Annotated in this window: 17 protein-coding genes and 1 pseudogene; all 18 read left to right on the forward strand. The window is 58.0% G+C overall.

Going from position 1 to position 15,940, the window contains the following annotated elements; translation table 11 throughout:
- The first annotated feature begins 256 nt into the window (after positions 1-256).
- The 18 genes and pseudogenes from DA792_RS22425 (at position 257) to DA792_RS06435 (ending at position 15,846) form a co-directional block, all read left to right on the forward strand.
- On the forward strand, positions 257-598 hold the full coding sequence (locus DA792_RS22425) for a hypothetical protein (protein ID WP_199908210.1): 342 nt from the start codon (positions 257-259) through the stop codon (positions 596-598).
- Positions 546-1,882, forward strand: a pseudogene (locus DA792_RS06355) (DNA-packaging protein). Before DA792_RS22425 ends, DA792_RS06355 begins: the two are co-directional and overlap by 53 nt.
- Before the next feature lie 101 nt (positions 1,883-1,983).
- Positions 1,984-2,328, forward strand: a complete 345-nt coding sequence (locus tag DA792_RS06360) for a hypothetical protein (protein WP_107719107.1) — start codon at positions 1,984-1,986, stop codon at positions 2,326-2,328.
- Positions 2,329-2,881: 553 nt separating this feature from the next.
- Positions 2,882-4,105 carry a phage portal protein gene (locus DA792_RS06365; RefSeq protein ID WP_107719109.1) on the forward strand — a complete coding sequence of 408 codons (1,224 nt, stop codon included), beginning with the start codon at positions 2,882-2,884 and terminating at the stop codon, positions 4,103-4,105.
- A gap of 1 nt (position 4,106) precedes the next feature.
- Positions 4,107-4,682 (forward strand): HK97 family phage prohead protease, encoded by a 576-nt coding sequence (locus tag DA792_RS06370; RefSeq protein ID WP_107719112.1) that lies wholly within the window; start codon positions 4,107-4,109, stop codon positions 4,680-4,682.
- 102 nt (positions 4,683-4,784) lie between these two features.
- Positions 4,785-5,999, forward strand: a complete 1,215-nt coding sequence (locus tag DA792_RS06375) for a phage major capsid protein (protein WP_417268436.1) — start codon at positions 4,785-4,787, stop codon at positions 5,997-5,999.
- A 171-nt stretch (positions 6,000-6,170) separates the two neighbouring features.
- Positions 6,171-6,767: a head-tail connector protein gene (locus DA792_RS06380; protein WP_107719116.1), complete on the forward strand. Its 597-nt coding sequence runs from the start codon at positions 6,171-6,173 to the stop codon at positions 6,765-6,767.
- Positions 6,767-7,108: a head-tail adaptor protein gene (locus DA792_RS06385; RefSeq protein ID WP_107719118.1), complete on the forward strand. Its 342-nt coding sequence runs from the start codon at positions 6,767-6,769 to the stop codon at positions 7,106-7,108. The genes DA792_RS06380 and DA792_RS06385 overlap by 1 nt, the downstream gene beginning before the upstream one ends.
- The gene (locus DA792_RS06390) at positions 7,105-7,515 is read left to right on the forward strand and encodes a DUF3168 domain-containing protein (RefSeq protein ID WP_107719121.1); all 411 of its coding nucleotides are present in this window, start codon (positions 7,105-7,107) and stop codon (positions 7,513-7,515) included. The genes DA792_RS06385 and DA792_RS06390 overlap by 4 nt, the downstream gene beginning before the upstream one ends.
- A 25-nt stretch (positions 7,516-7,540) precedes the next feature.
- Positions 7,541-7,954: a phage major tail protein, TP901-1 family gene (locus DA792_RS06395; protein ID WP_107719123.1), complete on the forward strand. Its 414-nt coding sequence runs from the start codon at positions 7,541-7,543 to the stop codon at positions 7,952-7,954.
- 3 nt (positions 7,955-7,957) lie between these two features.
- Complete coding sequence (locus tag DA792_RS06400; RefSeq protein ID WP_009571377.1) at positions 7,958-8,272, forward strand: gene transfer agent family protein; 315 nt, start codon at positions 7,958-7,960, stop codon at positions 8,270-8,272.
- 10 nt (positions 8,273-8,282) lie between these two features.
- Positions 8,283-8,510 (forward strand): rcc01693 family protein, encoded by a 228-nt coding sequence (locus DA792_RS06405; RefSeq protein ID WP_107719125.1) that lies wholly within the window; start codon positions 8,283-8,285, stop codon positions 8,508-8,510.
- Positions 8,503-9,180 (forward strand): phage tail tape measure protein, encoded by a 678-nt coding sequence (locus tag DA792_RS06410; protein WP_107719127.1) that lies wholly within the window; start codon positions 8,503-8,505, stop codon positions 9,178-9,180. Before DA792_RS06405 ends, DA792_RS06410 begins: the two co-directional genes overlap by 8 nt.
- Positions 9,181-9,234: 54 nt before the next feature.
- Positions 9,235-9,867 carry a DUF2460 domain-containing protein gene (locus tag DA792_RS06415; protein ID WP_107719129.1) on the forward strand — a complete coding sequence of 211 codons (633 nt, stop codon included), beginning with the start codon at positions 9,235-9,237 and terminating at the stop codon, positions 9,865-9,867.
- The gene (locus tag DA792_RS06420) at positions 9,867-10,790 is read left to right on the forward strand and encodes a DUF2163 domain-containing protein (RefSeq protein WP_107719131.1); all 924 of its coding nucleotides are present in this window, start codon (positions 9,867-9,869) and stop codon (positions 10,788-10,790) included. Before DA792_RS06415 ends, DA792_RS06420 begins: the two co-directional genes overlap by 1 nt.
- Before the next feature lie 4 nt (positions 10,791-10,794).
- Positions 10,795-11,235 carry an NlpC/P60 family protein gene (locus DA792_RS06425; RefSeq protein WP_107722587.1) on the forward strand — a complete coding sequence of 147 codons (441 nt, stop codon included), beginning with the start codon at positions 10,795-10,797 and terminating at the stop codon, positions 11,233-11,235.
- The gene (locus DA792_RS06430; RefSeq protein ID WP_107719133.1) at positions 11,235-15,140 is read left to right on the forward strand and encodes a baseplate multidomain protein megatron; all 3,906 of its coding nucleotides are present in this window, start codon (positions 11,235-11,237) and stop codon (positions 15,138-15,140) included. The genes DA792_RS06425 and DA792_RS06430 overlap by 1 nt, the downstream gene beginning before the upstream one ends.
- Complete coding sequence (locus DA792_RS06435) at positions 15,133-15,846, forward strand: DUF2793 domain-containing protein (RefSeq protein ID WP_159075187.1); 714 nt, start codon at positions 15,133-15,135, stop codon at positions 15,844-15,846. Before DA792_RS06430 ends, DA792_RS06435 begins: the two co-directional genes overlap by 8 nt.
- Positions 15,847-15,940 lie beyond the last annotated feature (94 nt).

Raw genomic sequence — 15,940 nt, forward strand, 5'->3', positions numbered from 1 at the left:
GGGGGTGCAAAAGGTTAAGGGCGTGGAAAGGTCGGCGTTCTTTTGATTAACCTATTGAAAGTATTAAATAACTTGACGTGAGGGCGGTTTGATGGCAGCCTTGTGGCATGCTAGAAGACGTGGGTGAAGCGGCCAAAGTGGGTGCCTGAGGGGGTGCGCGCGATGGGCCGCTTTTTCTTTGAGCGGTCGGTATGTCACCACCGCCAAAGCGCTCGCCTCTCTCGTGCGGAGATTCAATGCATGAGAGGCAGATCCTATGAAAATAGAGACTTCATCTGTGGGGGATGACCGCAATCTCGACAGTCTTGTGGAGATCGCAAATGAGAGTGTGGTCCGGGCGATCCGGGCCATTCACGATGCCATTGACGGCGTGCGTGCCGGAGATCCGAAATCGGCGAGTGAGATCGCCAAACATATGGCGGATCTGAACAAAGCGCTGAATATTTCGTTTGAGGAAAGGAAGCGTCTCGATGACCACAAACGCAAAACCGGAGAGCTTGGGGGCGGAGAGCTTGACCTTGGGGCAGCCCGATCTCAGATCCTTGATGGCCTGGGTCGCCTCAGAGCCGCGAGAGGTTCAGGACCAATTTCTCAATGATCTCGATGAGGGGGCGCTTTTGGCGCTCCCTTTTTTGTTTGAGGCTTGGGCTTTGGATCACCAATTGCCCCCGAGGGGGATTGGCGCACCTGGGTGATTTTGGGCGGGCGCGGCGCAGGCAAAACGCGGGCCGGGTCCGAATGGGTGCGCGCCATGGTCGAAGGATCGCGGGCGTGTGATCCGGGGCGCGCCAAACGCGTGGCCTTGGTGGGGGAGACCTATGATCAGGCGCGCGAGGTGATGGTGTTTGGCGACAGCGGCATTTTGGCCTGTAGCCCGCCGGATCGGCGTCCGAAATGGGTGGCAACCCGGCGGACGTTGGTGTGGCCCAATGGGGCGGAGGCAACGGTGTTTTCTGGCAATGACCCGGAGGCGTTGCGGGGCCCGCAGTTTGATGCGGCCTGGATTGACGAATTGGCGAAATGGAAAAAGCCGCAAGAGGCGTGGGACATGCTGCAATTCGGCCTGCGGTTGGGCGATGACCCGCGTGCGGTGGTGACGACGACGCCGCGCAACATTGCGATTTTGAAGGCGCTGTTGCAGCGGTCCTCGACGGTCTCGACCCATGCGACGACGGAGGCGAATGCGGCGAATTTGGCGGCGTCTTTCTTGGAAGAGGTGAAAACGCGTTATGCGGGAACACGCCTTGGCCGGCAGGAATTGGACGGCGTGTTGATTGATGAAGAAGAGGGCGCGCTATGGTCTTTGGCCCGACTTGAAGAGATGCGGGCGGACGCGTTGCCGGAGTTTGATCGGATCGTCGTGGCGGTGGACCCGCCGGTGACAGGTCATGCGGGATCGGATGAATGCGGGATCGTTGTGGTCGGCGCGGTGACGCAGGGCGCGCCGCAGAATTGGCGGGCCTATGTGTTGGAGGATGCAACGGTGTCGGCGTCCTCACCGACGGTGTGGGCCAAGGCGGCGATTGATGCCTTGGCGCGCTGGGACGGTGATAAGATCGTGGCCGAGGTGAACCAAGGTGGCGATTTGGTTGAAACCGTGCTGCGGCAGATTGATCCGATGGTGTCATATAAATCGGTGCGCGCGACGCGGGGCAAGGCGGCAAGAGCGGAACCTGTGGCCGCGCTCTACGATCAGGGCCGGGTGCGGCATGTCTGGGGCGGGTTGGATGCGCTCGAAGATCAGATGATCAAGATGACGGCACAAGGGTTTCAAGCGCCGGGCAGCCCGGACCGTTTGGATGCGCTGGTTTGGGCCGTGCATGAACTGATGATTGTGCCAGCAGCGGGGCATTTGCGGCCACGGATACGGACGCTTGGGTGATTGTGGTGGAGCGGGGTTTGTGAGCGGTAGCGGCGCAAAGCCCGCTTTGCCCATTGCAGGGCGATATAGCCAGAGAGGGCGAAAAACCCAATGAAAAAAAGATGTATCGAGATCAAACCCGCAGTCAGTTCGATGAAGCCGCGCGGATCGCTTTTGGGCGTGCCATTATTTTTGGGCGTGCCATTATAGAGTGTCGTGCCCCAGACCATCCAAAAGAGGAGGAGGAGGGCGCTAAAGGCATGAGCAAAATAGGCACTGAGGGGCTTGAGCTGTACGATGAGGCGTTTTTCCGTGTCACCGCTCATAAAAGTGTCGCAGTGAACCATCCCAAACAGACGAAGACTGAACGGGGGCCGATTGAGCGCAGTGTTTTGGATCTCAGAGATTTTGGTTTGAGGCAAGTCAGCCAAAGCGTGGTTTATATCGACCAGAGGCAGGTCGTGTGACGCCGCAGAGATGGCCCAGTTGGCAGGCCAGAGATATTTGAAATTCATCCAATATATTTCTTTGGTACAGGCTGTTTCGCGGCCGGTTTTTGGGTCAAGGGCATGCCTTTTGGGGCTTGATTTCAAGAGGCGTAATAATTTTTTCAAAGAAATCAAGGCAAAGTCAGAGATTTAAGCGGGTGTTGCGTGTCGCGCGGAGCAGCGCACGGTCTGCTTAGAACTTCTTTTACCCTGTCGTTTAGAACGTTTTTACCGAAGGCGCAGGGATGGAAACATCAAGGAGCCCAAGGGGCGGGAGAGCCCGCGAGAGGTCTCGGGGAGGCGCGGGCGCCACGACAGGTTTGGTGAGGTTGAAAGACCCCATCATGCTCCCTTTCCGGGCCTCGTGAGCCTCAGGCGGATCGGGGCAGATGCCCGGACGCGCCAACGCCACGAGGCCGAAACATTCGAGAGTAACAGCCAAGGCTTGGCGGGGTTCTTTGAGGGCCGCGCACAGTGGCGGCATGGATGCCAAAGCGGCATCGCCGGACAAGAGATGAGGAGAGACACGGATATGGTGTTTGACTTTCTGAAGCGGGGCGCAAGCGAGATGCCCGAGACGAAGGCCTCGGCGACCGGGCCGGTTGTGGCGTCGGTTTCCGGCGTGGGCCGCGTGGCCTGGAGCCCGCGCGATACGGTGACGTTGACGCGGGTGGGGTTTATCGGCAATCCGGTTGGGTTTCGCTCGGTGAAATTGATTGCGGAAGCGGCGGCGGCTTTGCCTTTGGTGTTGCAAGACGCAGAAGCACGCTATGACGCGCACCCGCTATTGTCGGTGATTTCGCGCCCCAATCCGGCGCAGGGCCGGGCGGAATTGTTTGAGGCGCTCTATGCGCAGCTTTTGTTGTCGGGCAATGCCTATCTTGAGGCGGTTGGCGACTGGGATGCCGCCCCGCAGGAGTTGCATGTGTTGCGCTCGGACCGAATGAACCTTGTGCCCGGTGCGGATGGTTGGCCGGTTGCCTATGAATATGCGGTGGGCGGGCGCAAGCATCGCTTTGACGTCATAGATGGGCATTCGTCGATCTGCCACATCAAAACCTTTCATCCGGCGGATGATCATTACGGATTGTCTCCGATCCAAGCCGCGGCGACAGCGATTGATGTGCATAATTCGGCCTCGCGTTGGTCGAAGAGCCTTTTGGATAATGCGGCGCGGCCCTCGGGCGCGATTGTATACAAGGGCGTGGATGGTCAGGCGTCGATGGGGGCGGATCAATATGATCGGTTGCTCAGCGAGATGGAGAGCCATCACCAAGGCGCGCGCAATGCGGGTCGGCCGATGTTGTTGGAAGGCGGACTTGATTGGAAGCCCATGGGGTTCAGCCCCTCCGACATGGAATTTCAAAAGACCAAAGAGGCGGCGGGGCGCGAGATCGCGCTGGCCTTTGGGGTGCCGCCGATGCTTTTGGGCATCCCTGGCGACATGACCTATTCGAATTATCAAGAGGCGAACCGGGCGTTTTACCGCCTGACGGTGCTGCCGATGGTGAGCAAGGTGACGGCGGCGATTGGGCATTGGTTGTCTGAACGCACGGGGGCGGCGATTGAGCTGAAACCCGACCTTGATCAGGTCTCCGCGCTGTCGAGTGAACGCGACGCGCAATGGAACCGGGTGGCGAGTGCCGATTTCCTCACCCCGGAAGAGAAGCGCGCGATGTTGGGGTTGCCGCCACTGGCGACGGACCTGGCACCTCAGAGCGCTGAGGATCAGACCCAAGAAGATGAGGGGAACTGAGATGAACAAGGAGTTTCAAGGCGGTCTTGAGCACAAGTTTAGCCGATTGGGCGAAGATATTGTGGTGACGGATGGGGTTGAGATCGAAGGCTATGCTTCGTTCTTTGGGCTGACAGATCAAGGCGGCGATGTCGTTTTGAAAGGGGCCTACGCCAATTCTCTCAAGGCGCTGAAATCGAAGGGCCGTTCGGTAAAGATGCTGTGGCAGCATGATCCGAGCCAGCCCATCGGCATTTGGGACGAGGTGCGTGAGGACGCGCGCGGTCTCTATGTCAAAGGACGCCTGCTGACCGACGTTGCAAGAGGTCGCGAAGCGGTGGCGTTGATCGAGGCGGGGGCGATTGACGGATTGTCGATCGGATACCGCACCGTGAAGGCGCAAAAGGACGCGAAAGGCGCACGCCTTTTGTCCGAACTGGAGCTTTGGGAGGTGTCTTTGGTGACATTCCCGATGCTTCCCGAAGCGCGGTTGAGCGCGGAGGCAAAGGGGGATGACCCGTTTGCGACCGAGGCGATGCTGCGTGACCTTGCGGACGCTTTTAGCAGTGCCCGCAAGCAGCTGGCCAGCGAGAGCTAACGCCAGCGCAGTCACCCGCGATACCCAACACAACAACGAAGGATTGTTTGGATGAGCAAAACCGAGACGAAGGCCCAAGGCGGCTTTCAGGCCGGGACCGGTATGTCCGAGACCTCGGCCTATAAGGGGGGCCAAAGCGGTGCCCAAACCGGGGCCCATGTTGGGACCGGACCGGCCAATGAGGTGAAGACCGCGCTGGCCGAATTCGTAAGTGATCTCAAAGACTTTCAAACTGAAATTAAATCGAAGCTTCAAGAACAGGAAGAGCGACTGACCATGCTTGATCGTAAATCCCACACCTTTGGCCGTCCGGCCTTGTCCGCAGCGCGTGATGTGGACATGTCCCACAAATCGGCTTTTGTGACCTATGTCCGCAATGGCGATGATGACGCGTTGCGTGGCGTTGCCCTCGAAGGGAAATCCATGTCCACCGCCATCAATGGCGACGGTGGCTATCTTGTGGATCCGCAGACCTCCGATGTGATCAAATCGGTGTTGAAATCCACCGCCTCTATCCGGTCCATCGCGACTGTGGTGAATGTCGAGGCGACCTCGTATGATGTGCTGATCGACACCACGGATATTGGCTCCGGTTGGGTTACGGAAACCGGCGCTGTGGGCGAAACCTCCACGCCGACCATTGATCGTATTTCGATCCCGCTGTTTGAGTTGTCGGCTTTGCCGAAAGCCTCTCAGCGTCTGTTGGACGACTCTGCGTTTGACATTGACGCTTGGCTTGCTGGTCGTATCGCTGACAAATTCGCCAGCGCTGAGGCCTCGGCCTTTATCAACGGTGACGGCCTGGATAAACCGACCGGCTTTTTGGCCCATGCACAAGTGGCCAACGACAGCTGGGCCTGGGGCAGCCTTGGCTATGTCGCCACAGGCACTGACGGTGCATTTGATCCGACCAATCCGGCAGATGCGATTGTGGAGCTGGTCTATGCGCTTGGCGCACAGTACCGCGCCAACGGCACTTTTGTGATGAACTCGAAAACCGCAGGCCAAGTGCGCAAGCTCAAAGATGCGGATGGCCGTTTCTTGTGGTCTGACAGTTTGGCGGCGGGTGAACCAGCGCGTTTGATGGGCTACCCGGTTCTGATCGCAGAAGACATGTCGGACATTGCCTCTGATGCGGCTGCGATTGCCTTTGGTGATTTTGCCTCTGGCTACACTGTTGCCGAACGCCCGGACGTACGCATCCTGCGCGATCCGTTCTCGGCCAAACCGCATGTGCTGTTCTATGCCACCAAGCGCGTGGGCGGTGATGTGTCTGACTTTGCAGCGATCAAGTTGCTGAAGTTCTCGGTCTCCTAAGATCGTTTGAAGACGTGCCCATGGCCGCACCGCACCGGTGAGGTCATGGGCAATGGATGCGCGCCCCATAAAGCCCGTGTTGTCTAGCTGCTCCCCCTCCGTCCGAGCAACAAGGGGGGATGCGCATCCATACTCACTGCAACCAGGGGGACCCGGAAACGGAGATGTACCATGATGTTAATGGAGCAGACCCAGGTGCCAAGCGCGGCATTGCCGGTCGCTGAATTCAAAGATCATTTGAGACTGGGCACCGGGTTCGGCGATGATGGGGTTCAGGACGGGGTCCTTGAGACGTTCCTACGGGCGGCGATGGCGGCTGTCGAGGCGCGGACCAACAAGGTTCTGATCACCCGCGACTACACCTATACGCTCTCGGCGTGGCGTGATCTTGGCGCACAGGGGCTTCCTGTGGCTCCGGTCAGTGCGATTACGGCCTTTGTGATTACGGATCGTTTGGGCGTGGAAACCACGATTGATCCGGCCAAATATGTGCTGGAGCAGGATATGCACCGCCCGCGGCTTGTGTCGACGGGGTTCGTGTTGCCGCAGATCCCGGTCGCCGGACAAGCGCGGATCGAATTTACGGCCGGGTTTGCAAGCGTCTGGGGCGATTTGCCTGCGGATATTGCACAGGCCGTGATGCTTTTGGCGGCGCATTACTACGAACATCGTCATGAGACGGCGGTGGGTGAGGCGACCATGCCTTTTGGTGTGAATGCCCTGCTTGAGCGGTATCGCAACATGCGTCTGTTTGGAGGGCGTCTGTGATGGCGGCGGTCGTTCATCTCAACCGCAAACTTGTTTTGGAAGAGGCCAACCGGGTCTCTGACGGGGCGGGTGGCTATGTCGAAACTTGGGCGCAGGTTGGCACGCTTTGGGCGTCCATTCAGTCGGGAACGGGGTCTGAGACCTCGGAAGATTTTCTGACCGTGAGCCGGGTGCCGATGAAGATCATCGTGCGGGGCGCCCCGGTTGGATCGCCCCGACGTCCGAAACCCGATCAGCGATTTGTCGAAGGCGGGCGGATGTTTCGCATCCTCTCGGTGACAGAGCTTGATCCACAGGGGCATTACCTGACCTGCAATGCACGTGAGGAGGTGGCGTCATGAGCTACGGTGTTGCGGCAGCTTTGCAGACAGCGGTGTATCAGGCGCTTGTGGCCGATCCGACGCTGACGGGGATGGTGGGCAGTGCGATTTACGATGCGGCCCCGACCGGCACATTGCCCGCTTTGTATGTGAGCCTTGGCCCGGAGGACGTGACAGATGCGTCTGACAAAACCGGAGCGGGGGCGCGCCACGAATTCACGGTGTCCGTGGTGGCGGATACGGCGGGTTTTTTGACGGCAAAACAGGTGGCCACGGCCATTTCCGACGTGCTTGTCGATGCGGATCTCACGCTGAGCCGCGGCGTGCTCGTTGGGCTCTATTTCGTGTCGGCCAAGGCCCGGCGCGTTCAGGACAGTGATGTGCGCAGGATTGATTTGAAATTCCGCGCGCGGGTTGAAGACAACTGATTATTCCAAGACGGAGTACACGAAAATGGCTGCTCAAAACGGCAAAGACCTTCTCATCAAGCTGGACATGACGGGTTCCGGCTCTTTCGAAACCATTGCGGGGCTGCGGGCCACGCGGATTTCCTTCAACGCCGAAAGTGTGGACGTGACCTCGTTGGAAAGCTCCGGCGGCTGGCGCGAACTGCTTGGGGGTGCTGGGGTGAAGAGCGCGACGATTTCGGGCTCTGGTGTGTTCAAAGACCAAAGCACGGATGAACGGGCCCGCCAGATTTTCTTTGACGGTGAAGTGCCCAATTTTCAGGTGATCATCCCGAATTTTGGCGTTGTCGAAGGGGCGTTTCAGCTGACTTCGATTGAATACGCCGGCTCGTATAATGGCGAGGCCACATATGAATTGGCGATGTCGTCGGCCAGTCAGCTGACCTTTACGGCGGTGTAAGTCATGGCAAACCCCTTTCAAGGTGAAGTGGCGCTGACGCTTGATGGTGAACGCCATGTCCTGAAGCTCACGCTTGGGGCGTTGGCGGAACTCGAGGCAGGTCTGCAAACGGATACGTTGGTGGAGTTGGTCGAGCGCTATGAAGCGGGACGGTTTTCGTCCGCAGATGTGCTGCGTGTTGTTGTTGCGGGTCTACGCGGCGGCGGCTGGAAGGGGCGCTATGACGATATTCTGACGGCAGAGATCGAAGGCGGGCCGCTTGAGGCGGCGCGGGTTGGCGCAGAGCTGATCACGCGAGCCTTCATGGTGCCGGGTTGAGGGGGTCTCCATGAGCCTGATGACAGATAAGGGCGGTTTCGATTGGCCGGCGCTGATGCGGCTCGGCATCCGGGGACTTGGGTTAAAACCCGATGAATTCTGGCGACTGACGCCTGCCGAACTGTTGCTGATGTTGGGCACAGGAAGTGGCACGGCCCCAATGGGGCGCACCCGGCTCGATGAATTGGCCAAAGCCTTCCCTGATGAAGGCGTAATGAAAGGGCAAGACGATGGCTGAGATCAATGGCACAGATGTAAATGGCCTTGACGCCTTTGAAGATAAGGTCACGCAGATGGAAAGCGCCATTGGCGGTGCCGAGGCGATGGCGGCAGCTTTTAACCAAGAGATGGTGCGGTTACAGGCAACGGTGGCCGAGACCCAGCGCGAGATCTCCGTGCTTGAACGCGGGATATCCCGTGGGTTGAAAAAGGCGATTGATGGTTTGGTCTTTGATGGCGACACGCTGGCACAGGCGCTCAAGGGCGTTGGTACGTCGATGTTGGATGCGGCTTACAATGCGGCATTGAGGCCGGTGACGAGCCACGTGGGCTCTGTGTTGGGCTCCGGTCTTGAGAGTATCATTCAAGGTCTCATGCCGTTTGAAAAAGGCGGGGCTTTTGCACAGGGCAATGTGATGCCCTTTGCCAAGGGCGGCGTTGTGTCCAGCCCGACCTATTTCCCAATGCGCGGTGGCACGGGCCTTATGGGCGAAGCGGGGGCGGAAGCGATCATGCCGCTGACACGCGGGGCCAATGGCAAATTGGGCGTTCAAGCCTCCGGATCGGGCAGTCCGGTTAATATTACGATGAACATCACCACGCCGGATGTCGCAGGCTTTCAGCGCAGCCAAAGCCAAGTGGCCGCACAGCTCAGCCGCGCGCTGGGCCGTGGGCAACGCAATCAATAACGCAATACGGGCCGGGACCGGCCTCAACCGCCATTCGAATGGAGGGGAACACCTATGGGTTTTCATGATGTGAGATTTCCGGCGAACCTGAGCTTTGGGTCCGTTGGGGGACCGGAGCGGCGCACCGATGTTGTGACGCTGGCAAACGGGTTTGAAGAACGCAACACCCCATGGGCACATTCCCGTCGGCGGTATGACGCGGGGCTTGGGATGCGGTCCTTGGATGATATCGAATTGCTCATCGCGTTTTTTGAGGCGCGGCAAGGGCAACTCTTTGGGTTTCGGTGGAAAGATTGGTCGGACTATAAGACCTGTCGGGCCTCTGATGCCATTGGGTTTGAGGATCAGATTGTCGCTTATGGCGATGGCGAAACCACGCAATTCCAACTTACCAAGAACTATCAGTCAGGGGATGCCGTTTACGTCCGCCCGGTGAAAAAGCCAGTGTTGGGCACTGTCAAAGCGGGCGTGCAAGGTCAGGAGCTTTTTGAAGCGATTGATTGGGAGGTGGATACCCTGACGGGGATGATCACCTTTGCCACGCCGCCGGCGGAGAACGCGGCGGTGAGTGCCGGGTATGAATTTGACGTGCCTGTACGGTTTGACACCAACCGGATCGCGACCTCTGTTGCGTCATTCCAGGCGGGCGAAGTGCCCAATGTGCCAATTGTGGAGGTGCGAGTCTGATGGCTTTTCCAGAAGATCTACAAACGCATTTGGCCAGTGGGACGACCACGCTGTGTCGTGCTTGGGTTTTGGTGCGTCGCGATGGTGAAACCTATGGGTTTACCGATCATGACAATGATTTGAGTTTTGAAGGGCTTGTTTTTAAAGCGGATACGGGACTTACGGCCAACGCGCTGGAACAATCCACTGGCCTTTCTGTGGATAACACTGAGGCGTTGGGCGCGCTGACTTCGGCGTCAGTTCAGGAAAGCGACATTCGTGCCGGGCGTTTTGACGGAGCTCAGGTGCGCTCTTGGCTTGTGAACTGGGCGGATGTGGACCAGCGCGTGCTGTTGTTTAGAGGGACCTTTGGCGAGATCACCCGGGTTTCGGGGGGATTTCGTGCGGAATTGCGCGGCTTGACCGAGGAACTCAACCAGCCGCAAGGGCGGATCTATCAACCTGGTTGTTCCGCAATTCTGGGCGGAGAAGGCTGTGGGTTTAACCTCAATCAGCCAGGCTATTTTTCCGAAGTTGCGGTGGAACGCGTTGAAAAAGCGAAACTTTTTTCGTTTTCCACCTTTGAGGGATTTGATGACCGTTGGTTCGAGCGCGGGCGTTTGATTGTTCAAACGGGTGCAGCGACAACCCTTGTGGGGGTGATCAAGAATGATCGCCTGTCCGCGGATGGGCGTACAATCGAACTCTGGGAAGAGCTCAGAGCCGAGATCCTCCCCGGGGATGTCATTCGGATTGAAGCGGGGTGTGATCGGCGTGCGGCGACATGTCGGCTGAAGTTTGACAACTTTCCGAACTTTCGCGGTTTTCCTCATATTCCGGGCGAAGATTGGTTGGCCAGCTATCCGATCCAAGGCAAGCCAAACGATGGTGGCAGCCGCAGTTCGATATTTGGCGACATAAGCTCTCCGATTTTTGGGGGCTAGAATGATGGATTTGACGATTGCAGATCGTGCCCGTGGCTGGCTTGGAACGCCCTATCGACATCAAGCTTCCTGCAAGGGGGCGGGAACGGATTGTCTTGGGTTATTGCGTGGAATTTGGCGCGAGGTTTATGGCGAAGAGCCTGAAATGATCCCGCCATACACGAAAGATTGGAGCGAGCCGCAAAACGAAGAGCGGCTTTTGGATGCGGCGCAACAGCACCTCATTGCCAAGCCGGTGAGCGAGATGGCTGTAGGTGATGTGCTTTTGTTTCGAATGCGCGATGGCGCTGTGGCCAAGCATCTTGGCATCGTTGGACGGGTGGGTGAACGCCCCTCTTTTATTCATGCCTATTCCGGCCACGGGGTCATCGAGAATGCGCTGAGTACACCATGGCGCAGGCGTGTTGTGGCCTGTTTTTCATTCCCATCTAAGGGAGATAAGTAATGGCAACTATTGTACTTTCGGCTGCGGGTGCAGCGATTGGGGCTTCTGTTGGCGGAGGTGTCTTTGGCCTGTCTTCGGTGGTCATTGGTCGCGCGATCGGGGCCACGCTTGGGCGTGCGATCGACCAACGTCTTATGGGCGTGGGGAGCCAGACTGTGGAAACCGGCCGAGTGGAACGGTTTCGCCTGACGGGGGCCTCAGAGGGAGCGCCTGTTGCGCAGATTTACGGGCGAATGCGCGTTGGCGGACAGGTGATCTGGGCAACCGAATTTCAGGAAAATGTCGCCACATCAGGTGGCGGAGGCAAAGGAGCCCCAAGTGCCCCCACAGTCAAGCAGTATAGCTATTCTGTGTCTTTGGCGGTTGCCCTCTGTGAAGGTGAAATTTCTCGTGTTGGCCGGGTTTGGGCCGATGGCAGTGAGATTGATGTCAGCACGTTGAACATGCGTGTTTACGCGGGCACGCAAGATCAGCTTCCCGACCCAAAAATGGAAGCCGTGGAAGGTGCGGGAAACGTGCCTGCATATCGTGGGATTGCGTATGTTGTGCTCGAAGATGTCGATCTGACGGCATTTGGTAACAGGGTGCCGCAGTTTACGTTTGAGGTGATGCGTCCAGATCAGGCTGTGGGGCAAAAGAGCGATTTGACCCATTTGGTCGAAGCCGTTGCGATGATCCCTGGGACGGGGGAATACGCGTTGGCGACGACGCCTGTGTATTTGCAAGGCGGCGCGGGGGATGTCGCCGCGTCCAACGTCAATTCCGCCTCAGGTCAACCCGATTTCACAACCTCTTTGACAGCAATGTCGCAGGAGTTGAAGTCGTGTCAGTCGACGTCGCTTGTGGTGTCGTGGTTCGGGGATGATTTGCGCTGTGGATCGTGTCAGCTACAGCCAAAGGTGGAGCAAGCGGAGGCGGATGCGTCGAACATGCCGTGGTCTGTATCTGGGGTGTCGCGTGGCTCCGCAACCCTCGTGCCGCGTGATGCTGATGATCGGTCTGTATATGGTGGGACGCCGACGGACCAGTCCGTGGTTCAGGCCATTCATGCGCTGCACGATGCCGAGCAGGAGGTCATGTTCTATCCGTTTATCCTGATGGACCAGCTTGCAGGCAATGGTATGGTTGATCCATGGACCGGGGAGCTTGAACAGCCGGCACTGCCATGGCGCGGGCGTATTACCACGTCTTTGGCACCCGGCATTTCGGGGACCACAGATGGCACTGCCTCTGCGGATGCCGAAGTCGCTGCGTTTTTTGGGATCGCGCAGGCGACGGATTTCTCAGCCTCGGGATCAACCGTGTCTTACACGGGGCCAGCCGAGTTTTCGTATCGCCGGATGATCCTGCATTATGCGCATCTATGTGCGTTGGCAGGTGGGGTTGAGGCGTTTTGTATTGGTTCCGAGATGCGGTCTCTGACGCGCATTCGTGGTGTGGCTGGTTTTCCTGCCGTTGACGCCTTGGTCCAGCTTGCCGCAGACGTGCGTGGCATCCTTGGAGCTGAGTGTAAAATCGGCTATGCGGCGGATTGGTCTGAATATTTTGGCCATCAAGCGGACGGCAATCTGTATTTCAATCTTGATCCGCTTTGGGCGGATGCAAACATCGATTTCATCGGGATCGACAATTATATGCCGCTGTCCGATTGGCGCGATGGTGATGATCATGCCGATGCCGATTTTGGTTCGATCTATAATCTTGACTACCTCAAGGCCAATATTGAAGGCGGCGAGGGGTATGACTGGTATTATGCGTTTGATGAGCACGATAAGGCGCAAATCCGTACTCCGATTGTAGATGGTGCCTACGGTGAAGAGTGGGTTTGGCGGTATAAGGACATTCGGGGATGGTGGCAGAACGATCACCACGAACGGGTGGGCGGCGTGCGCAATGAGACACCAACGGCGTGGGTGCCAGAGTCCAAGCCGATTTGGTTCACGGAAATGGGCTGTGCCGCGATTGATAAGGCGACCAACCAGCCCAACAAGTTTTTGGATGCGAAATCTTCCGAAAGCTCACTGCCGAAGTATTCTTCCGGGCGCCGGGATGATTTCATTCAGCTTCAGTATGTCCGGGCGATGACTGACTACTGGAAGGATGAGAGCCATAACCCGATGTCTGACATCTACGAAGGCGCAATGATCGACATGAGTCGGGCCCATGTTTGGGCTTGGGACGGCAGGCCGTACCCGGCATTTCCCTCGGTGACTTCGGTATGGAGTGATGGTGATAATTACGCCAGAGGACATTGGTTGAACGGTCGCAGCACCTCGCGGTCTCTGGCCGATGTTGTGACCGAAATCTGTGCGCGTTCAGGTGTTTATGAGCTTGACGTGAGTGAGCTTTGGGGCGTTTTGCGCGGCTATAGCGTTAGCGATATCTCGGGAGCTCGCTCAGCCTTGCAGCCGCTTATGCTGGCCTATGGGTTTGAGGCCATCGAACGCGAAGGCCAACTCATTTTCCGGTCTCGTGACGGCAAGGCAAAGGTTGAGTTGAGCGAAGATCAAATGGCGGTCTCCGATGAATTGGCCGGCGTTCTGGAACGGACCCGCGCCCCCGAAGCGGAGGTAGCAGGCCGGGTGAAACTCACCTTTGTCGATGCGGATGGGGATTATGCGGCCCGCGCCGAAGAGGCCATGTTCCCGGATGAACAAAGCCGACTTGTGTCCCAGTCTGAATTGCCTTTGGCACTCACACGCTCAGAGGGGCGGCAGGTTGTGGAACGGTGGTTGGCGGAGTCGCGCGTGGCACGAGATACGGCCCGGTTTTCGCTTCCTCCATCGCTGTTTTCACATGGTGCGGGGGATGTAATCACTGTGACCACAGCAGACGGCGCATTGCGGTATCGGGTCGATCACGCCACCTTTGGCGATCTGCAACAGATCGAAGCGGTGCGGGTCGAGCAAGAAATCTACGTGCCCTCTGATGCGGTCGAAGAAATCATTGAGGCCAAGCCGTTTTCGGCCCCTGTACCGGTCTATCCATTGTTCTTGGATCTTCCGCTTTTGACGGGGGATGAAACGCCTCATGCGCCGTATGTTGCTGTTACGGCGAACCCTTGGCCGGGGTCTGCAGCGGTCTATGCGTCGGCATCAGACAGTGGTTATGAGTTGAACACGTTGTTGCCAACTTGGGCCACCATTGGGGTGACGCAAACGGCACTTGAGAGTGCAGCTCCGGCGGTTTGGGACCGGGGGGCCGCTTTGCGGGTGAAGCTGACCAAAGGAGAGCTGACCTCGGTCGATCTCGTCGATGTTTTGAACGGGGCCAATGTTGCGGCGATTGGCGATGGATCGTCTGGCAACTGGGAAGTGTTCCAATTCGCCACCGCAGAATTGGTTGCGCCGCAAACCTACGATCTATCTTTGCGGTTGCGGGGACAGGTGGGGACCGACGGCCTTATGGCAAGCTGGCCTGCGGGATCTCGCTTTGTCCTGTTGAACTCGGCGCTTCGACAAATCGACATTGCCCAATCGGCACGTGGTTTGGCGCGTCATTATCGGATTGGTCCATCTCAACGTGGCTATGATGATCCAAGCTATCAGCATTTGGTCGAAGCCTTCGATGGGGTCGGCCTGCGCCCCTATGCTCCGGCGCATCTCAAAGCACGGTTGACCCTTTCGGGCGATACGGAGCTGACTTGGGTCCGGCGCACACGGATTGATGGCGACAGTTGGCAATCGGTTGAAGTGCCCCTTGGCGAGGTCTCCGAGCTTTACGTCGTGAGGGTCGTTCAGGGCGGGGCCATTCTGCGTGAAACTGTCGTGGTGTCTCCAAACTGGACCTACTCCGCCAGCCAAAAAACCAGCGACGGTGTGACCGGCGCTTATGAAATCCATGTTGCCCAGATGTCTGAAAGTTATGGACCGGGCCTCTTCCAAAGGATCGAGATCAATGAGTGATACATCCCGTTTTGAATTGCCGCTGTTGCAAGCGTCGCAAGCGCAAAAACATGTAACCGTAAACGAGGCGCTGACCCGGATTGATGGGTTGCTGCAACTCACGCTCCAATCGGTCACCCTCAACACGCCACCGCTGACGCCGCAAGAGGGGGAGGCCTACGGGGTAGGGGCGGCTGCCGTCAACGCCTGGGCTGGGCAAGAGGGAATGATTGCGCTGTACATCAACGGCGGCTGGGCTTTTGTGCCCACCACCTTGGGGATGCGTGCCTATGTTGCCGATCAGAACGGTTGGGCGGGACACAATGGGGCCGGTTGGGTGCTTGGCATGCAAACCCTCTCTGCCAACGGCGCGGGCATGGTGTCCAAGGTGATCGAAGTGGATCATGCCCTTTCCTCTGGTCCAACATCCAACGCCGCTTACGCCATTCCGGGGCAATCCGTGGTGTATGGCGTCACCGGCCGCGTGCTTTCTGATATCACGGGCTCTGGCCTCACCGGGTTTTCTTTGGGCGTTTCCGGGTCCACAAACCGCTATGGCTCCGGTCTGTCGCCCGCTCAAGGCAGCTGGCTTCGTGGCCTGACCGGCACACCTTTGACCTATTATTCCAGTGAAGACCTCGTTCTCACGGCCGAAGGCGGTGATTTCACGGGAGGCACACTCCGTTTGGCCATCCATTGCGTGCAGTTCACGCTGCCTTCGGAATAATCTAAGACCATAGCGTATTTTATGCCCCGTGCCGTTCTCGGCGCGGGGCTTTTCGTGTTTGCGCGCCCCAAATGCACATCGTTTCCCCCAATCA

Origin of the sequence: Celeribacter baekdonensis, assembly GCF_003047105.1 — a bacterium.
Lineage (GTDB): Bacteria > Pseudomonadota > Alphaproteobacteria > Rhodobacterales > Rhodobacteraceae > Celeribacter > Celeribacter baekdonensis_B.